This window comes from Geodermatophilus amargosae (assembly GCF_900116515.1).
GTDB classification, from domain to species: domain Bacteria; phylum Actinomycetota; class Actinomycetes; order Mycobacteriales; family Geodermatophilaceae; genus Geodermatophilus; species Geodermatophilus amargosae.
In genome coordinates, this window is record NZ_FPBA01000004.1 from 247,093 (window position 1) to 263,699 (window position 16,607).

Here is a 16,607-nt window from a genome sequence, read left to right on the forward strand (position 1 = left end):
GGTGAGGGGTCGGATCGGATGAGGGGTCGGGTCGGGTGGGAGGTCAGGCCGGGTGGGAGGTCCGGCGGGGCAGTGCGAAGCCGCCCAGGCAGGCGGCGACCTGCAGCCCGGCGCCGGCGAGCAGCCCGATCCCGAACCCCTGGGTGAGGGCCTCGGCACCCGCACCGGCCGAGGCCGTCGCCGTGCTGGCGACCGCGACGAGCGCGGCCAGCCCGACGGCGCTGCCCACCTGGCGGGACATGGACAGCAGCCCCGAGGCCAGCCCCGCGCGCTCGGGTCCCAGTCCCGTCGCGGCGGTCACCGTCAGCGGCAGCCCGGCCGCCCCGAACCCGGCCATGGCCAGGACGCTGGGGACCAGGACGTCGGTCCAGTAGGAGCCGCCGACCTCCAGCCGGGACAGCCAGAACAGCGACGCGGCGGCCACCAGGGTGCCGAGCTGGAAGAGCCGGGCCGGTCCGATCCGCTCGATGGTGCGCGAGGCGACCTGGGCGCCGAGTGCGATCCCGACCGCCGCCGGCGCCAGTGCGAGCCCGGCCCGGAGCGGGTCCAGCCCGAGCACCTGCTGCAGGTACAGCACCAGGAAGAACATCATCGCCGGGAGCACCCCGCCGGTCAGCGCCGACAGGGAGTTGGCCACCGTGACCGGCCGCACGCGCAGCACCGACAGCGGGACGACCGGCTGCTCGGCACGCCGTTCGGCGGCCACGAAGGCCGCGAAGGACGCCACCGCGCCCACCAGGCAGCCGAGGGCCGGGACCGAGAGCCAGCCCCGCTCCTCGCCGAGGATCACCGCCGCGACGAGCAGCGCGGTCCCGGCGGTGACCGTGACCGAGCCGGGCAGGTCCAGCCGGCCCCGGACGTGGCCCGGCGACCGGCCGGTCAGCGCCCAGACCGCGGCGACGGCGAGCACCGCGCCCAGCGGGACGTTGACGAAGAGCACCCACCGCCAGCTGAGCAGGCCGGTGAGCAGGCCGCCGACCACCCCGCCGAGGGCGCTGCCCGAGGCGGCGGCCGCGGTGAGCAGGCTCAGGGCGCGGGCGCGCGCCCGGGGTTCGGCGAACCCGGTCGTGATCAGGCTGAGCGTCGTCGGCACGAGCACCGCGCCGCCGATGCCCTGGACGAAGCGCGCCGCGACCAGCTGCCAGCCCTCCTGGGCCAGGCCGCCGGCCAGGCTGGCGAGGGCGAACAGCGTCAGGCCGCCGAGGAACGCGCGCTTGCGGCCCCACAGGTCGCCGATCCGCCCCCCGAGGAGGAGGAACCCGGCGAAGGTGAGCGTGTAGCTGCTCACCACCCACTGCAGGCCGGTGGCCGACAGCCCGAGGCTCTCCTGCATCGGGGGCAGGGCGACGTTGACGATCGAGGTGTCCAGGACGCAGATGAACTGCGCGGCGCAGGCGATCGCCAGCAGGACTCCCGGCCGCCGTGGCGGGGCGGCGGCCCGCCCCGCCGCGGGAACCGTGGTCTCCACTACTTGAACGTGTCCTCGAAGTCGGTGTACGGCACCGGCGGCAGGGGCTCGAGGGTCTGCGCGCGGTCGTTGGCGTAGGGGTGGTACTCGGTCTCGGCCGGCTCGTCGACCGGCGGCAGGAAGACCGGCACGCCGTCGTCGCCGAACCAGGCCAACTGCGAGTCGTGGCTCTCCTGGTTGTCCTTGGCGAAGGAGATCCAGTCCCGGTTGAACGGCGCCCGCGCGACCTCGTAGCAGCGGAAGTGCCAGATGCGCCACTCGCCGTCCTGCTTGACGAAGTCGACGCCGTACTTGCACCAGACCCAGTGCGCCCAGACCGGCTTGCCGTCGACGTCGCCCCCGGAGAGGACCCACGGCGGTACGTTGCGCGCCACCTCGGGGTCCATGAGGCCGGACTCGAGGCCGGCCATGATCCAGATGCCCTTGGCCGTCTGCCCGTCGGCGCCCACCTCGATGACCGGCGTCGTCGCGTAGTGGAAGAGCAGCTTGCCGACCGGGCGCGGCCGGCCCCGGTGGTAGGCGGTCACCGACTCGTAGGTCGTGTAGCGACCGACGTTGTTGTAGCGCGACCACATGCCCGGCGTGCCCGGCTGGGCCCAGAGCTCGGCGATGATCCGCTCGTCCTCGTAGGCGTTGTGGTAGTGCATGTAGCGGTTGAAGACGTTGTCGACCGCGCCGCGGTCCTGCGCACGGGTGGCGGTCAGCTCAGCGGCGGCGAGCCGCTCCTCCAGTGCTGCCAGGCGCTGCTCGAGCGCCTGCGTCTCGTCGATGGTGGTCATGTCGTGTCCTACTCCCTCTGTGGGGCGGTTGACGGGCCTCGGGTCCAGGGCGCGCGGGGCGGTCCGCGGAACGGCCGCGGCGTGATCGGTCGGCAGGATCGGGGCACGGGTCAGCCGCGGCCTTGCTGCAGCGAGCGCAGCAGGGCGTGCTGGCGACGCACCTGGTCACGGCCGCGGTAGGGCTCCCGCCGTCCCTCGTACTCGCTGGACAGCCAGCCGCTCCAGCCGGCGTCCTCCAGGGTCGGGACGATCTCGCCCCACGGGACGTGCAGGTCGCGCAGCGAGTCGTCGATCTCGAAGAACTTGGCCTGGATGAAGTGCGTGTGCGGCAGGACCTCGACCAGGTCGGACATGGGCACGCGCAGCGGGCGCAACGGTGCGGGGATGTCGTCCTCGTCGTCCGTGCCGAGGCTCTCCGCGGCCTCGCGCACGGCGGCGGTCTGGAAGATGCCGGTGTCGATGAGCAGCTTGAAGTGCTCGGTACCGGTCTTCTCGATGAAGTCGACGTACCTCTGGGTGACGGGGTGCTCGATCGGTGTCGGCGAGTGGATCTCCGGGCAGATGACGACGTCGAGGTCGGCGGCCAGGTCGAGCGAGCGCTCGACGACCTGCTCCCAGATCGGGTGCGGGTCGAGGTCCCAGGAGACGACGCCGAACTTCGGGCGCACCGAGGTGAAGCCGAGCTCCTTGGCCAGCCGCAGGTCCTGCTGGAGCTGCTCGGCGCCCTCCTCCGCGGTGAGGTCGCGGCCGGAGAACCGGGTCGTGTCGACCCAGGAGCCGAAGTTCGTGGGCGTGAGGCCGTACTCGGCGACCAGCCCGTGCCAGGAGTCGATCCAGGCCGCGCCGGGCGACGGGTAGCCCGGCAGGTTGCCCTCACCAAGGACCTCGATGCCGGTCGCCCCCAGGTCGGCGATGTCGGCGAAGACGTCCTCGAGGGTCATCGACGTGTACACGTCGCCGGTGTAGCTGTAGGTCGAGACGCAGTACCGCAGGCCGCCGTCGGGCACCGGGGGGACGATCACTCCCGAGCCGGCGATCGCGAACTCCGACCGGGCGATCGGCGGCGGGAAGTAGGAGCGCCGCAGGTAGACCGTCGCCTCGAGGCGGTGGACGCCGACGGACAGGCCGCCGGGCTTCGGCACGGTGATGGTGGCCGGCTCGTCGAGCTGCCAGCGGACGTCGGTCGAGGCCCGCAGCTCGTCGAGGGTGAAGGTGCGGCCCTGCAGCGTCCACAGCGGCAGGTGGTCGGGGATCCGCTCGCCGTCGACGACGACCTCGATGCCGTCGAGCATGCTGGCCGGCCCGCCGCGGTAGTTGGGGTTGCGCAGCCGGAAGGAGAAGCCCGTGACCCGGCCGTCCTCGACGACGTTGCGGAAGCCCCGCCCTTGGATGATCGGGAACTCGAGCACGGTCATGCCCCTTCTCGGAGTTCGGTGACCAGCGCCGTGGCCCCGCGCACGGCGAGGGCGACGCTGGTGAGGGTGGGGTTCATGGAGTTGGCGGTCGGGATCAGCCCGTTGCCGGCGAGCACCAGGCCGGGCACGCCCCACACCCGCGACCACGCGTCGCAGACGCTGGTGCCGTCGTCGGTCTCGCCCATGCGGACGGTCCCCATGTAGTGCAGCGAGCTGCCGGCCGGCATGACCCTGGGCATCCCGTCGACGAACTCGCCGAGCGCGGCGGCGGCGCGGGCCTGGTGCTTCCGGGCCCGCTCGAAGTCCGCCTCCTCCAGGTCGGTGAGCTCGTAGGCGATGCGGATGCCGGGCAGGCCGTTCTCATCGGGCGCGTCGTCCTCGAAGGTGAGCCGGTCCTCCGGCCGGGGCCACTTGCGGAGGCCCCAGCCCATGCCGACGTAGCCACCGGGGTTGTCGCGGAACCGGCTGCCCTCCGGCAGCGGTACCGGCGAGACGGGGCTGAACATCATCTGCGCGGAGTACGGGTGCCCGTGCTCCTCGTCGAACGGGATCGCGATGATGGCCCGGATCGGGTCGACCGGCCCGGCGGGGTCCTCCCGCGGCGGCACGACGTCGCCCCGCACCGCCACCACGCCGAAGAGCAGCGGGTGCTCGGTCAGGTACCGGCCCAGCGCCTCGGGGCGGATGCCGGAGGCCCACAGCAGCTGCGGGGTGCGCAGCGCGTCGGCGGCCAGGACGACGACGTCGGCCCGGACCTCCTCCTCCGCGCCGGTGCGCAGGTCGCGCAGCACGGCGCCGACGGCGCGGTCGCCGTCGCGGAGCACCCGCACGCACAGCGTCTCGGCGCGCAGGGTGAACCTGCCGTCGTCGGGCACGCCGTCGAGGACGACGTCGGTGCCGCTCCACCGCAGGGAGCCGTCCGCCTGCGGGTCGGCGGCCACCGGCAGGGGGCGCACCGTGATGCCGTCCGGCGCGAACTCGTCGCGGATCCGCTCCAGGATCGCCGCGGCCTGGGGCGCGCCGTCGAAGGACGGCCGGTGGACGTGCAGCAGCGACTCCGCGACGGCGAGGTGCTGCTCCCAGTCCGCGTCCTCGATGAAGGGGGCGCGCTCCGGCCCGGTCGGAGCGGGCGTGGCGCAGGTCCAGTGCACGCCCTGGCCGCCGACGCATGTCGCGCCGGCCGCCGCGGGCATGCCCGGGGAACCGTCGGCGGCCCGGCCGATGAGGTGGGTGCCCTGCCGCGCGGTGATCGTCCCCTCGACGACCACGCCGCCCGGGATGCCGGAGACGCCGCTCTCGTGCGACCGGCCCTGCGAGGCCAGTCGCGCCGCCGCCTGCTCCTCCGGGTCCGGGACGTTCTTGACGTTCATGCCGATCGGACGGGTCACGACCGGCCCCGCCTCGACCATGAGGACCTCGACGTCCGGGACCTGCTCCAGGAGCAGCCGGGCGTAGGTGGCTCCGGTCGGCCCGCTGCCGACGATCAGAACTCGGGGGGTCATGCGTGCGCCTCCTCGGCGACGGGGGTGGCGGCCAGCGAAGCGGCCAGGGACCGGGCGGTGAGGACACCGAGCGCGACGGCGGTGAGAGTGGGGTTGCAGGCGGTCGCGGTCGGGATGACGTTGTTGCCGCCGACGTAGAGGTTCTCGGTGCCCCACACCCGGCCGGTCGGGTCGCAGACGCTCGTGCCGTCGTCGGCCGCACCCATCCGGGTCGTGCCGAGGTAGTGCAGCGAGCTGCCGGGCGGCATGACGAACGGGTCGCCGAGCGGCTGGCCGAGTGCTCGTGCCGCCCGGCGGACCTCGTCGACAGCCGCGCCGATCGACGCGCGGTCGACGTCGCTGAGCGCGTAGTCGATGCGGATGGCCGGCAGCCCGTGCTCATCGGCGGCGTCCTCGTCGAACCGGACGCGGTTGTCCGGCGAGAGCTCCTTCCGGCAGAACCAGCCGAGGCCGACCACCTGACCGGGACGCACGGTCACGCCCGGGTCGAGCGGCATCGGCGAGGCGTCCATCTGCATGACCTGACCGTGGAACGGCCGGTCGGCGGCGTAGGGCACCCAGGAGACCCCGGAGACGGGGACGATCGCCCCACCCCCGGGCGCGGCGGCCGCCGTGGCCGGGAGGTCGGCGTCGATGGGGGCGTCCGCCGGGACGTACCGCTCGTCCAGGAGCGAGGCGGCCATGACCTGCGGGTGCTCGGTCAGGTACCGGCCCAGCGCCTGCGGGCGGATGCCCGAGGCCCAGAGCAGCTGCGGCGTCCGGAACGCGTCGGCGGCGACGACGACGGCACGGGCGGGGATCTGGTGACGCTCCCCGGAGGCGAGGTCGACTGCCTCGACCCCGGTCACCCGTCCCGCGTCGAGGAGGACCCGCCGGACGAGAGTGCCGGTGCGCAGTTCGACGTCCGTCCGGTCCCACAGGTCCCCCGCGATGATCGCCGGACCGGTCCAGTGCAGCGTGCCGTCCTCGCCCACCGTGACGGCGACCGGCATCGGTCCGGCCGGGCGGCGGTGCGGACGGTCGAACAGCTCGCCCAGCACCCGCTGCACCGCGCCGGTCAGGGGCGCCCGGTCGAAGGCGTGCGTCGTGACGGCGAGCAGCGCCTCCGCACGGGTCAGCGCCTCGTCGAGCACAGCGGGGTCGACGCAGTCGGGCACCTCGTCGTCCACCGGGCGGGGACAGGCCGCGGTCCAGTGCGCGCCCATCCCGCCGACGTTGGTGGACACCGCGGCGTTGGGCATGTCCGGAGCGCCGACCAACGTCGTCCCCGGCCGGGCCGGCGTGCCCCCCGGCAGGGGGCCGGGGCCGGTGGCGAGACCGGCGAGCAGCCGGTCGCGCTCGTCGACGTCGGCGATGTTCTTGACGTGCCCGCCGGCGGTGTCGCCGAGCGCCTGCCCTGCCTCGAGCACGAGGACCCGCAGGCCGGAGCCGGCGTCGGCCAGCTCGCGCGCGACCGCCGTCCCCACCGGGCCGGAGCCGACGACGATGACGTCGTACGACCCGCTCACCGGGCCACCACCACCGAGGCCTCGGCCTCGAGCAGCCCCTTGAGCATGTCGTGCTGGGCGCGGACCTGGTCGAATGCGTCGTAGCGGTCGCTGTACGCGTGCGCCTCGTACTCGCTGGAGATGAAGCCGGTGTAGCGCTGCTCGACCAGCACGCGGGCGACCCTCGGCCAGTCGATGGACGGGTCGGTGAGTCCGTCGGGGCCGTCCACGATCCCGTAGAACTTGCCGTGCACGTGCACCACGTGCGGGAAGAAGTCGGCCCAGCGCTCGGGCTCCATCTTCCCGTGCATCGTGAAGAGCATCTTCAGGTTGCCGACCTGCGCCGGGCTCGCGCCCGCCTGGGCGGCCCGCCGCTCCAGCTCGGGGAACTTGGCCACCGTCGGGCCGGGCTCGGCCCACAGCTGCTTGGTCATGGCCGTCAGCTCCGGCGAGATGCCGGCGGCGCGGTGGGCGTCGTCGACGGCCTCCGGGATGGCCCGCATGCTGGAGCTCATGTCGGGGATGAACCCCAGCCACGGGGTGTCCAGCCGGACGAAGAACTCCTTGAGCGCGGCCACCGGCGGCGCCTCGATCGTCAGCGGCGCGTGGATCTCCACCCCCACCGCGACGCCGAGTTCCTCGGCCAGGGGCAGGAGCCGCTCCAGGATCGCCGGGCTGGTCTCGACGCCCACCCGGGCGACCGGGAAGCCCAGCGCCGCGGCGCCGCGGACCTGAACGGCCACGTACTCGTAGGACTCGTCGTCGGTCAGCAGCCGGCCCGGGTAGAGCCCGAGGTCGTTGTTGATGGCCAGGCACGAGGGGGTGAGGCCGGAGGACTCGATCACGCCGCGGACCTCGCGGACGGCGGCGTCGTCCAGCCGCGGCCAGCCGCGCAGGCTCTGGAAGGCGACCATCTCCAGGCCGGGGCCGAGGTCGCGCGCCGCCACCTCGGCCACCAGCGAGGCGAAGTCGCGGCCGGGCTTGCGCTGCTCCAGGGAGAGACTGAACAGGGTGGTGCCCAGGCGCGGCAGGCCGGGTGCGGTGTCGGTCATCGTCAGGCTCCTGCCGCGGTGAGGGTCTTGTCGGTGAGGCTGGGCGCCACCAGGGGCACCCGGTCCGGGCCGGTGAGGATGTACGGGATCGACAGCCCGAGGAGCAGCCGCACGCGGTGCTCGCGTCCGGGGGCGGTCTCGACGGGCACGTGCAGCACGACCGGGTCGGTGGTGAACCAGTACTCGTCGCCCTTCTCCGCCAGCGCGGCGAAAGGATGGCGCTGCCCGTTCACGGTGACCGACAACGAGGAGGGCTCGATGCGCTCCCCGTCCACGGTCAGGTCGACGCGGGCCAGCGAGGGCAGCGGCAGCGCCCGGTACCAGTGCGAGTAGACGGCGATGTCCAGGCCGTCGGGCGTGGCGGTGAGCGAGTCGGCCCGCACCACCTGGTCGTCGAGGGGTCCCATCAGATCTCCTGGGCAGCGAGGGTCAGGCGCTTGGCGTCCCGGCCGCCGCCGGGCACGGGCATGTACGAGATGCGCAGCCGGACGGCGACGGCGACGTCGTGCTCCCCCGCGGCCAGCGGCTCGTCGGTCTCGAAGGCGAGCTGCGCCCGCTCCCCCATCTCCCAGCGGTCGTCGGTGGTGCGCGGCAGCTGGTCGAAGCGGTAGGTGTTCCCGTGCACCGTGAACGTGGTGCGCGCGGCCGGCACGGGCCGGCCGTCGACGACGAGGTCGACGGCCTCGACCATCGACAGCGCCAGGCCCCGGTAGTAGGGCATCCGGACCTCCACGACGCCGCCGGTGCGTCCGTCGTCGAGCGTGCGGAACCCCTCCTCGCACACGATGTACTTGTCGAACATCAGGCGTCCTCTCCGGTGGTCTCGCCGAGCAGGCGGGCGAACATGGCGTGCTGCCGGCGGACCTGCTCGACGCTGTCGACGGGGTGCACGTCCTGGATGTGGCGGTTGCCCTCGTACTCGCTGGACAGGTAGCCGTCGAAGCCGCCCTCGACGAGCACCGGGACGATCCGGTCGTAGGGGATCGAGTACTCGACCTCGTCCTCGGTCATCTCGTAGAACTTCGCCTGGATGTGCCCGATCAGGGGCATGTGCTCGAGCATCGCCTTGGGCTCGCTCCAGATGTAGTGCGTCGCCTGGCGGGCCAGACCGAAGTCCACCGGGCCGCCACCGCGGTAGTTCACGACGTCCATGAGCGCGTGGGTGTCGCCGTGGTCGTCGTAGGTCGAGACGACCAGGTCGACCAGCTCGGGCTTGGCACCGTCGCGCAGCGCGCGCTCGCTCACGACCCGCGGGAAGCGCTCGACGTAGGTGCCCATGTCCGGCATCAGGCCCAGCGCCGGTGAGCCGGTCCGGTGCATGACCTCGAGGTGCTGCAGGATCCACGGGTGCTCGTAGTGGAAGGGCGCGTGCACCTCGAGCAGCAGACGGACGCCCTGCTCCTCGGCGTACGGTGCCGACTCCTCCATCACCTCCGGCGGGGTGTTGATGATCGCCCGGACGACGGTCGCGCCGAGGCGGACGGCGATGTCGACGTCGCGGCAGACCGAGGCGACCTGCTCCTCCTGGCTGAGCCAGCGGCCCGGGTGCAGCTTGGTGTCGAGGAAGAGGTCGGTGGCGACCGGCGTCGTCCCGTACCGCTCCATCCAGGAGAACCAGGACTCGACGAACTCGTCGCTCACCGCGGGGAAGCCGGGGATCATCTGCTCCGGGATGAGCTCGATGCCGCGGGCGCCGACCTCGCCGGCGACGCGGATGCAGTCCTCGACGGACATCGTCCGCAGGAAGTACTCCTCCTGGAACGAGTAGAGGCTCACGCCCCGCTTGATCTGGTGTGCCGGTGCGGTCACCGAGGTCCTCCCGGTCAGGCGGTCGCCGCGGCGAGCCGCGGCGACTGCGGGGCGATGGCCTGTCCGGTGGACAGGTCGAAGAAGTGCAGGGCCGACGGCGGGATCGCGAACTCCGCGCGGCCGCCCTCGCGCACGGCCGTGGTGCCGGGCAGCCGGGCGTGCAGCACCGACCCGCGCCCCAGCGTGCGCAGCTCCTCGGCGGCCGCCTGGTCGATGTCGGCGGCGATCTCCAGCGTCGCCTCGGTGACCACGGGGTCGGCGTCGACGCGGAGGTGGACGAGCTTCTCCGGCGGCAGGTTCTCGACGAGGTCGACGTCGGCGACCAGGCGCGGCCAGGACGGGTCGGCCGTGGTGACGTCGCGCAGCGCCTCCGGGCGCAGGCCGAGGGCCACCGGCGTGGCGTCGGCTCCGGCCAGGGCCGGGTACGCGTCGAGGGCGCCGGCGGGGAGTGCCAGCCGCTGGGAGCCGAGCACGAGCGTGGAACCGGCCGGTGTCCGGGTGACCGTGGCGCTCAGGACGTTCATCGGCGGAGCGCCGATGAACTCGGCGACGAAGAGGTTGGCCGGGGTCTCGTACAGCTCGTCCGGGGTCCCGAGCTGCTGCAGGACCCCCTTGCGCAGGATGGCGATCCGGTCGCCCATCGTCATGGCCTCGACCTGGTCGTGGGTGACGTAGAGCGTGGTGGTGCGGTACTCGCGCTGCAGGCTGCGGATCTCCGCGCGCATCTGCCCCCGCAGCTTCGCGTCGAGGTTGGACAGCGGCTCGTCCATGAGGAACGCCTGCGGCTGGCGCACGATGGCGCGCCCCATCGCCACCCGCTGCCGCTGGCCGCCCGAGAGCGCCTTCGGCTTGCGGTGCAGCAGCTCCGTGAGGCCGAGCGACTCGGCTGCCCGGTCCACCCGCTCCTTGACCTCGCTCTTCGCGACGTTGGCGCACAGCAGCGGGAAGGCGATGTTCTCCCGCACCGACATGTGCGGGTAGAGGGCGTAGTTCTGGAAGACCATCGCGATGTCGCGCTGCGAGGGGTGCACCTCGTTGACCACCCGGTCGCCGATAAGGAGGCGGCCGTCGGAGATCTCCTCCAGGCCAGCGGCCATGCGCAGTGCCGTCGTCTTGCCGCACCCCGACGGGCCGACGAGGACGAGGAACTCCCCGTCCCGGATGGACAGGTCGAGCTCGGAGACGGCCTGCGTCCCGTCCGGGTACCGCTTGGTGATGCGGTCGTACGTGATCGATGCCATGACTGCTCCTGCGGCGGGATCGGGTGGTCAGGACGGGCTGTCGGCGGGGGCGGGCCTGCGCGGGTCCACCCAGTGCGGGAGGTCCCAGGGCCGGGCGAGGGCCTCGCGGAGCCGGGCGGCGAGCTCGGTCCGCTCCGGGAGGGGTGAGCCGCGTCCGTCCTCGCGGGGGTACACGCGGCAGGTGAGGGCGGCGGGGGCGGCGACGGGGAACAGGTCGCGCCGGCCGACCTGGAAGGTCGGCGACCCGGGGAAGCCGAGCCGTGCCGCCTCCTCCCGGCTGCGGACCTCCCGCTCGACGACGTGCACCTCTCCCCTGCCGAGGTCGGCGAGGGTGCCGCGGAGCAGGTCGGCGGCCCGGTCGTGCGACGGGCAGCCGGCCCACCAGAGCAGCTCGACCCGCCACTTGACCGAGCAGCCCGCCGGGGAGGTCACCGGGCGGGCGACGTCCCGTCCGGCGAGCACGTCCTCCAGCGCCTCCCGGAGCCACGCGGCGTCCTGGGCGGGGTCGTCGTGGTCGGCGTCAGGTGCGCCGTGGTACCGCACGAGCCCGGCGCGGTCGACGACGAAGACCTCCGGTGTGGCCGTCGCCCCGTAGGCCTGCGCCACCGCCTGGTCGGCGTCGCGCAGGAAGGGGCCGGCGAGCTCGCCCGCGGCCACGCGCCGGCGCATGCCCTCGGGCGAGTCCTCGGGGTGGTCGGTCTCGTCGTTGCTGACGACCTGCAGGACGACGACGCGGTCGGCGTGGTCCCGGGCCACGGCCTGGAGGCGGTCGTGCCAGGCCAGGGCGAAGGGGCAGCCGTTCGACGTGAACACGACCACGGTGGCCTCGTGCGCGGCGGGCTCCATGCCGATCGGTGTCCCGTCGGTGTCCGGGAGGGCGAACAGCGGTGCGTGCTCCCCCACTGTCAGCCGTGCCGCGCTGGTGCCGGCGTGGACCTGATCGGACACGGGTCCTCCTCTGCGGATGCGGGGTGGCTCGGGACACATACTTCTTCCGGATGTCGGAGGAAGTCAATCGTGCAGCGGCTGTTCCGGCTGATGCCGTACATCAGCGGAGCGGATGAGCGAGGACGGACGGGCCGGCGCTCCCTCCGGTACCGGAGGGCCGCGGGACTACTTGATGCCGCCGGCGAAGCCCTGGATGAACTTCTTCTGGGCGAAGAGGTAGAACGCCAGGATCGGCACCATGGAGATGATCACGATGGCGAAGATCTTGTTCCACGCGGAGACCAGCGAGCCGACGTAGTAGTACATCGACACCGGCAGGGTCTGGTTGTCCGAACCGCCGAGGAAGATCAGCGCGGAGAAGAAGTCGTTCCACACGATGAGGCCGGTGAGGATCGCGACGGTGCCCGTGGCCGGGGCCATGAGCGGGAGGACGACGCGGAAGAAGACCCGGGCCGGGCTCGCGCCGTCGAGCGCGGCTGCCTCCTCGTAGTCACGCGGGAGGTTGCGGAAGAACCCGGCGTAGAGGAACACCGCCAGCGGCATCAGCGTGCCGACGTAGAGGATGATCATCCCCCACATCGAGCCGACGAGCCCGATCTGCCGGGCGCCGATGTAGAGCGGGACCAGGCCGAGCTGGGTCGGCAGCAGGATCGCGACGAGGAACAGGTAGAAGGTCACCGACCCCCAGCGGTGCGTGGTCCTGGCCAGCACGTAGGCGGCCAGGGAGCCGAAGGCGACCAGTCCGGCGATGCTGCCGACGGTGATCACCACGCTGTGCAGCAGCGCCAGCAGGATGTTGTTGTCCCCGCCGCTGCTGAGCACCTCGGTGAAGTTCTCGAGCGTGGGCCGGCTCGGCGGCGCCGAGGTGCCGGTGGTGAGCAGCTCCTCGTCGGGCTTGAGCGCGGTGGCGATCAGGAAGTAGAACGGCATCAGCGTGAGCAGCGCGACGACCCAGACGATCCCCTCGCGGAGGGCCGTCGCCTTCGTGTAGCGGAACACGTGTCCGGCCTCCTAGGAACGGTCCCGGGTCGCTGCCTGCTGCAGCACCGAGAAGACGAGCATGATCATGGTCAGCACGAGGGCGAGCGCGGCGCCGTAGCCGAAGTTGCTCAGCGCGAACGTCTCCTTGTAGACCTGCGTCGCCAGCGTCTCGGTGGCCCCGGCGGGACCCCCGCCGGTGAGCGCCATGACCTGGTCGAACACGCGCAACCCCTGGATGAGCATCAGGGTCGAGGCGATGGCGATCGAGGGGCGGACCGACGGCACGGTGATGTACCGGAAGCGCCGCCAGGTGCTGGCCCCGTCGAGGGCTGCGGCCTCTTCGATCTCCGGCGGGACCGTGGCCAGCCCGGCCAGGTAGATGACCATGACCATGCCGGTCGTCTGCCAGGCCATGACCACCAGCACCGCCCAGAGCGCCAGCGCGGGGTCGGCCAGCCAGGTGCGCGGTTCCGCGCCCACCCAGCCGAGGACGTCGTTGAGCGGGCCGTTGAAGTCGAAGATGAACTTCCAGACGTAGGACACGGCCAGGGGGCTGAGCACGACCGGCATGAAGAACAGCACGCGCAGCAGGTAGCGCGTCTTGAGCGTCCGGTTGAGCGCCAGGGCCAGGAGCAGGCCACCGACGTTGGTCAGGACCAGGAAGCCGAACGCGAGGAACAGCGTGTTCTGCAGCGACCCGATGGAGTCGGGGTCGTCGAGGATCCGGCGGAAGTTGTCCAGGCCGATGAACTCGAAGTCGCCGATGCCGGTCCAGTCGGTGAAGGCGTACAGGGCGCCGCCGGCGGTGGCTGCGTAGTGGATCAGCAGCACCATGGCGACGGCGGGCAGCGCCCACCACCAGCGGCCGTAGGTGATCAGGGGCCGGCTGCGCCGGGAGCGGGCGGGCTGCCCGCCCCCGGCGGCCGGGACCGACCCTCGGACGAGCGCACCGGTGTCCTGCGGGGTGCCCATGGTTGCGGTCATCGTCAGTCCCTCGGTGCGGTCCGGAGGTGCGGTCGGGGAATCGTGCCGGGATCAGCCGGCCGGGGTCACTGGTCCCAGGCCTGGTCGATGCCCTCGAGCACCGACTGGACGTCGCCCTGGCCGGCGAGCAGGCCCTGGACACCGGTGGACAGCGCGTCGTAGACCCCCGGGTTGGGCCATGCCAGGTTCGGCAGGGGCGCGTAGTCGCCGTTGGTGAGCAGGTCCGCGAGCGGCTCGTACACCGGCGAGAGGTTCTCGTCCGGACCGGTGATCGCGACCCCGCCCTGGAGCTCGACGAAGCGGGCGGCGTTCTCCGGCTCGGCCATCCAGGCCAGGAACTCGCGCGCGGCCTCCTTGGCACCCTCGTCCGCCGAGGCGTTGATCGACAGCGCGTAGTTCGGGCTGGCCAGCACGAACGGGTCCCCGCCGTCGGCCGCCGGGAACGGCTGGACCTGCAGGTCCAGACCCGGGCTCGCGTTGGCCAGCTCGGTGGCCGCGGCGCCGGGCACGAACGCACCCAGCGAGGTGCCCTGGGTCAGCCCCTGGGTGATGGCGTCGAAGCCACCACCGGCCGCGCCCTGCTGGAAGCAGCCGGCGTCGTTCATGTCGACGATGGTCTGCAGCGTGGCCTGCCAGCCCTCGCTGTCGGCGAAGCTGACGTCACCGGCCGAGCGCTGCTCGTTCCAGTCCGGCGTCTCGGCGTAGACGCGGGTGGCGGAGATGGCCATGGCCATGAGGCCCATGTTGGGCGGCGCGGACCCCGCGATGGCGAGGAACGACTTGCCGTCGGCGGCCAGCGTGCTGCACGCGTCGAGCATGGCGGCCTCGTCCTCGGGGACCTCCACGCCGGCCGAGGAGGCCGCGCTGGAGTTCCACACCATGCCGACGGGGATGATGCTGGTCGGCTGCGCGTAGACCTTGCCGTCGATCTCGAACAGCGGCTCGTTGCCCTCCGGGACGAGAGCCGCCGACTCCTCGCCGAGCTCCTCGATGTAGCCGGCCTCGGCCAGGGGCAGGACGGCGTTCGCGTTGCCGGCGCCGGGCGAGAACATCATGACGTCGGGGGCGTTGCCGCCCTGCAGTTGCGTGCGCATCGTCAGGCCGTAGCTGTCCGGCGGCAGGCCCTGCGTCTCGATCTGGACGCCGGACTCCTGCGCGTACTCGTCGGCCAGGAGCTGCCAGGGGTTCTGCTGCCCACCGGAGGCGTTCTCGAAGGCGAAGGTGAAGCCGTCCGCGGATCCGCCCGAGCCGCCCGCGCCGCTGTCCTCGTCACCACCGCCGCAGGCCGCGAGCGTCAGGGCGCTCAGTGCCGGAACGGCGACGAGGACGCCGATGCGGCGGAGTCCCCGGTGGCGTTGCTGGGTCATGTGGGTGCCTTTCGGAGCGGGTCCGGCGACCGGACGACGACTGCGACGGTGGGTCCGAGCACCACGTCCGGCTGTGACGATCCGTCCACGTGATGGCAACCACATACTTCTGCCAGTCTGCGGAAGAAGTCAATGCACCGAGGACGTCACCTCGTTGATGCCCCGCATCAGCTCCACTGATGACCTGGACCACACCGCGACGGTGCGTCCGGGACGGGAACGCGGCGGGTGCGCTCAGATCGCGCGGCGCCGCGCGGTCGCCGACGCGACCTCGGGACGTCCCGACGGAGACCCGTCGGACAGCCACAGCGGCAGGCAGGACGGCTCGAACAGGTTGTCGAGGGCGAGGTGGACCGCGCCCGCGAGACCCGCGGCGTCGCCCAGCATCGACAGCTCGATGCGCAGCGTCCGGGTCGCCAGGGGCAGCGACCGTCGGTACACCGACTCGCGGATCGCCGCGAGGACGTGGTCACCGGCATGGACCACCCCGCCACCGAGGACGACCAGCCCGGGGTTGTAGAAGCTGACCAGGGTGGCGAGCGTGGCACCCACGAGACGACCGGCCCGGGCCAGGAGACCGTGGGCCGCGGGATCACCCCGATCGGCTGCGGTGGTCACGTCGGCGACCGACACGGATCCCCGTGCGGCCAGCACCCCGGCCAGGACGGGACTGTCCCCGCTCTCGGCCAGCTGCCGGCCGTACCGGGCGAGCGCATCGCCTCCTGCCACCGCCTCGAGGCAGCCGGTGTTGCCGCACCGGCAGACGACGGTGTCGGCGTCGGTGACCGCCACGTGGCCGACGTCACCCGCGCACCCGTCGACCCCGCGGTGGACCCGGCCGCCGGAGACGAGCCCCGCACCGATGCCGGTACCGATCTTGAGGTACAGGAGATCGGCGGCCTCGGCAGCGGCCGGGTTCGTCCGCAGCTCCCCCAGCGCGAGGACGTTGACGTCGTTGTCCACCCACACCGGCGCGCCGAAGCGCGCGGACAACCGCTCGCGGATGGGATGGCCGTCCCATCCGGGCATGATCGGCGGGGCGACGGGACGGGAGGTCGCGAACTCCACCGGTCCGGGGACGCCCACTCCCAGGCCCCACAGCGGAGGAGGATCGGCGAGCCGGCCGAGCAGGTCGGCGACCAACTCCTCGACACGGCCGAGCACGACGTCGGGACCAGCGGCGACGTCGGCCGGTTCCCGGGCCTGCACGAGCACTCTGCCGGCCAGGTCGGCCAGTCCCACGGCCATCCCGGTCGCCCCGATGTCGATGCCCGCGACGAGCCCCGCGGAGTCGCGCAGGCGCAGCAGGCGCGGGGCGCGGCCGCCGTTGGACGGAGCCAGCCCGTCCTGGACCACGAGTCCGGCCGACTCCAGCCGGCCGACCCGCTGGGCGACCACCGTCCGGCCGAGCCCCAGTTGCCGCGCGAGTTGAGCCTGCGTCACCCCGTGGCCGGCCCGGACCGCGTCGAGGACGGCCACCAGACCGTCCATCCGCTCACCGGCCATGACCGCCCCACCCCCGTCGCGGCAGAGCGCGCTGTCGGGTGCAGCCTAGTCACACTTCGGCTGGAGGG

At 72.8% G+C, this 16,607-nt stretch carries 15 protein-coding genes; all 15 read right to left on the reverse strand.

Annotated elements, in window-relative coordinates; translation table 11 throughout:
• Positions 1–43: 43 nt before the first annotated feature.
• The 15 genes from BM414_RS08365 to BM414_RS08435 all read right to left on the reverse strand — a co-directional run bounded on the left by BM414_RS08365 (position 44) and on the right by BM414_RS08435 (position 16,539).
• Positions 44–1,468, reverse strand: coding sequence for an MFS transporter (locus BM414_RS08365; RefSeq protein WP_093578967.1), 1,425 nt, complete (start codon positions 1,466–1,468; stop codon positions 44–46).
• A complete protein-coding gene (locus tag BM414_RS08370) occupies positions 1,468–2,247 on the reverse strand; it encodes a nuclear transport factor 2 family protein (RefSeq protein ID WP_093578968.1) in 780 nt (259 codons plus the stop codon). Before BM414_RS08370 ends, BM414_RS08365 begins: the two co-directional genes overlap by 1 nt.
• A 110-nt stretch (positions 2,248–2,357) precedes the next feature.
• On the reverse strand, positions 2,358–3,662 hold the full coding sequence (locus BM414_RS08375) for a C-glycoside deglycosidase beta subunit domain-containing protein (RefSeq protein ID WP_093578969.1): 1,305 nt from the start codon (positions 3,660–3,662) through the stop codon (positions 2,358–2,360).
• Complete coding sequence (locus tag BM414_RS08380; protein ID WP_093578970.1) at positions 3,659–5,164, reverse strand: GMC oxidoreductase; 1,506 nt, start codon at positions 5,162–5,164, stop codon at positions 3,659–3,661. Before BM414_RS08380 ends, BM414_RS08375 begins: the two co-directional genes overlap by 4 nt.
• Positions 5,161–6,672, reverse strand: a complete 1,512-nt coding sequence (locus tag BM414_RS08385) for a GMC oxidoreductase (RefSeq protein WP_093578971.1) — start codon at positions 6,670–6,672, stop codon at positions 5,161–5,163. The genes BM414_RS08380 and BM414_RS08385 overlap by 4 nt, the downstream gene beginning before the upstream one ends.
• The gene (locus tag BM414_RS08390) at positions 6,669–7,703 is read right to left on the reverse strand and encodes a sugar phosphate isomerase/epimerase family protein (RefSeq protein WP_093578972.1); all 1,035 of its coding nucleotides are present in this window, start codon (positions 7,701–7,703) and stop codon (positions 6,669–6,671) included. Before BM414_RS08390 ends, BM414_RS08385 begins: the two co-directional genes overlap by 4 nt.
• A gap of 2 nt (positions 7,704–7,705) precedes the next feature.
• Entirely contained in the window at positions 7,706–8,110 is a 405-nt protein-coding gene (locus tag BM414_RS08395; RefSeq protein WP_093578973.1) for a C-glycoside deglycosidase beta subunit domain-containing protein, read from the reverse strand.
• A complete protein-coding gene (locus BM414_RS08400) occupies positions 8,110–8,505 on the reverse strand; it encodes a C-glycoside deglycosidase beta subunit domain-containing protein (protein WP_075015896.1) in 396 nt (131 codons plus the stop codon). The genes BM414_RS08395 and BM414_RS08400 overlap by 1 nt, the downstream gene beginning before the upstream one ends.
• Entirely contained in the window at positions 8,505–9,512 is a 1,008-nt protein-coding gene (locus BM414_RS08405; protein ID WP_093578974.1) for a sugar phosphate isomerase/epimerase family protein, read from the reverse strand. Before BM414_RS08405 ends, BM414_RS08400 begins: the two co-directional genes overlap by 1 nt.
• A gap of 14 nt (positions 9,513–9,526) precedes the next feature.
• The gene (locus tag BM414_RS08410; RefSeq protein WP_093578975.1) at positions 9,527–10,753 is read right to left on the reverse strand and encodes an ABC transporter ATP-binding protein; all 1,227 of its coding nucleotides are present in this window, start codon (positions 10,751–10,753) and stop codon (positions 9,527–9,529) included.
• A gap of 27 nt (positions 10,754–10,780) precedes the next feature.
• Positions 10,781–11,701 carry a thioredoxin family protein gene (locus tag BM414_RS08415; RefSeq protein ID WP_175551496.1) on the reverse strand — a complete coding sequence of 307 codons (921 nt, stop codon included), beginning with the start codon at positions 11,699–11,701 and terminating at the stop codon, positions 10,781–10,783.
• 165 nt (positions 11,702–11,866) lie between these two features.
• Complete coding sequence (locus tag BM414_RS08420) at positions 11,867–12,700, reverse strand: carbohydrate ABC transporter permease (RefSeq protein ID WP_093578977.1); 834 nt, start codon at positions 12,698–12,700, stop codon at positions 11,867–11,869.
• A gap of 12 nt (positions 12,701–12,712) precedes the next feature.
• Complete coding sequence (locus tag BM414_RS08425) at positions 12,713–13,666, reverse strand: carbohydrate ABC transporter permease (protein ID WP_093578978.1); 954 nt, start codon at positions 13,664–13,666, stop codon at positions 12,713–12,715.
• Positions 13,667–13,731: 65 nt separating this feature from the next.
• Positions 13,732–15,033: an ABC transporter substrate-binding protein gene (locus BM414_RS08430; protein ID WP_093578979.1), complete on the reverse strand. Its 1,302-nt coding sequence runs from the start codon at positions 15,031–15,033 to the stop codon at positions 13,732–13,734.
• Between the two features lie 234 nt (positions 15,034–15,267).
• Positions 15,268–16,539, reverse strand: a complete 1,272-nt coding sequence (locus BM414_RS08435; RefSeq protein ID WP_093578980.1) for an ROK family transcriptional regulator — start codon at positions 16,537–16,539, stop codon at positions 15,268–15,270.
• Positions 16,540–16,607 lie beyond the last annotated feature (68 nt).

What these genes read in the sequence shown, in the direction of transcription:
- BM414_RS08370 (WP_093578968.1), bottom strand. Translation starts at nt 2,247, where the DNA reads ATGACCACCATCGACGAGACGCAGGCGCTCGAGCAGCGCCTGGCAGCA.
- BM414_RS08425 (WP_093578978.1), bottom strand. Translation starts at nt 13,666, where the DNA reads ATGACCGCAACCATGGGCACCCCGCAGGACACCGGTGCGCTCGTCCGA.
- BM414_RS08435 (WP_093578980.1), bottom strand. Translation starts at nt 16,539, where the DNA reads ATGGCCGGTGAGCGGATGGACGGTCTGGTGGCCGTCCTCGACGCGGTC.
- BM414_RS08390 (WP_093578972.1), bottom strand. Translation starts at nt 7,703, where the DNA reads ATGACCGACACCGCACCCGGCCTGCCGCGCCTGGGCACCACCCTGTTC.
- BM414_RS08375 (WP_093578969.1), bottom strand. Translation starts at nt 3,662, where the DNA reads ATGACCGTGCTCGAGTTCCCGATCATCCAAGGGCGGGGCTTCCGCAAC.
- BM414_RS08395 (WP_093578973.1), bottom strand. Translation starts at nt 8,110, where the DNA reads ATGGGACCCCTCGACGACCAGGTGGTGCGGGCCGACTCGCTCACCGCC.
- BM414_RS08430 (WP_093578979.1), bottom strand. Translation starts at nt 15,033, where the DNA reads ATGACCCAGCAACGCCACCGGGGACTCCGCCGCATCGGCGTCCTCGTC.
- BM414_RS08380 (WP_093578970.1), bottom strand. Translation starts at nt 5,164, where the DNA reads ATGACCCCCCGAGTTCTGATCGTCGGCAGCGGGCCGACCGGAGCCACC.
- BM414_RS08410 (WP_093578975.1), bottom strand. Translation starts at nt 10,753, where the DNA reads ATGGCATCGATCACGTACGACCGCATCACCAAGCGGTACCCGGACGGG.
- BM414_RS08400 (WP_075015896.1), bottom strand. Translation starts at nt 8,505, where the DNA reads ATGTTCGACAAGTACATCGTGTGCGAGGAGGGGTTCCGCACGCTCGAC.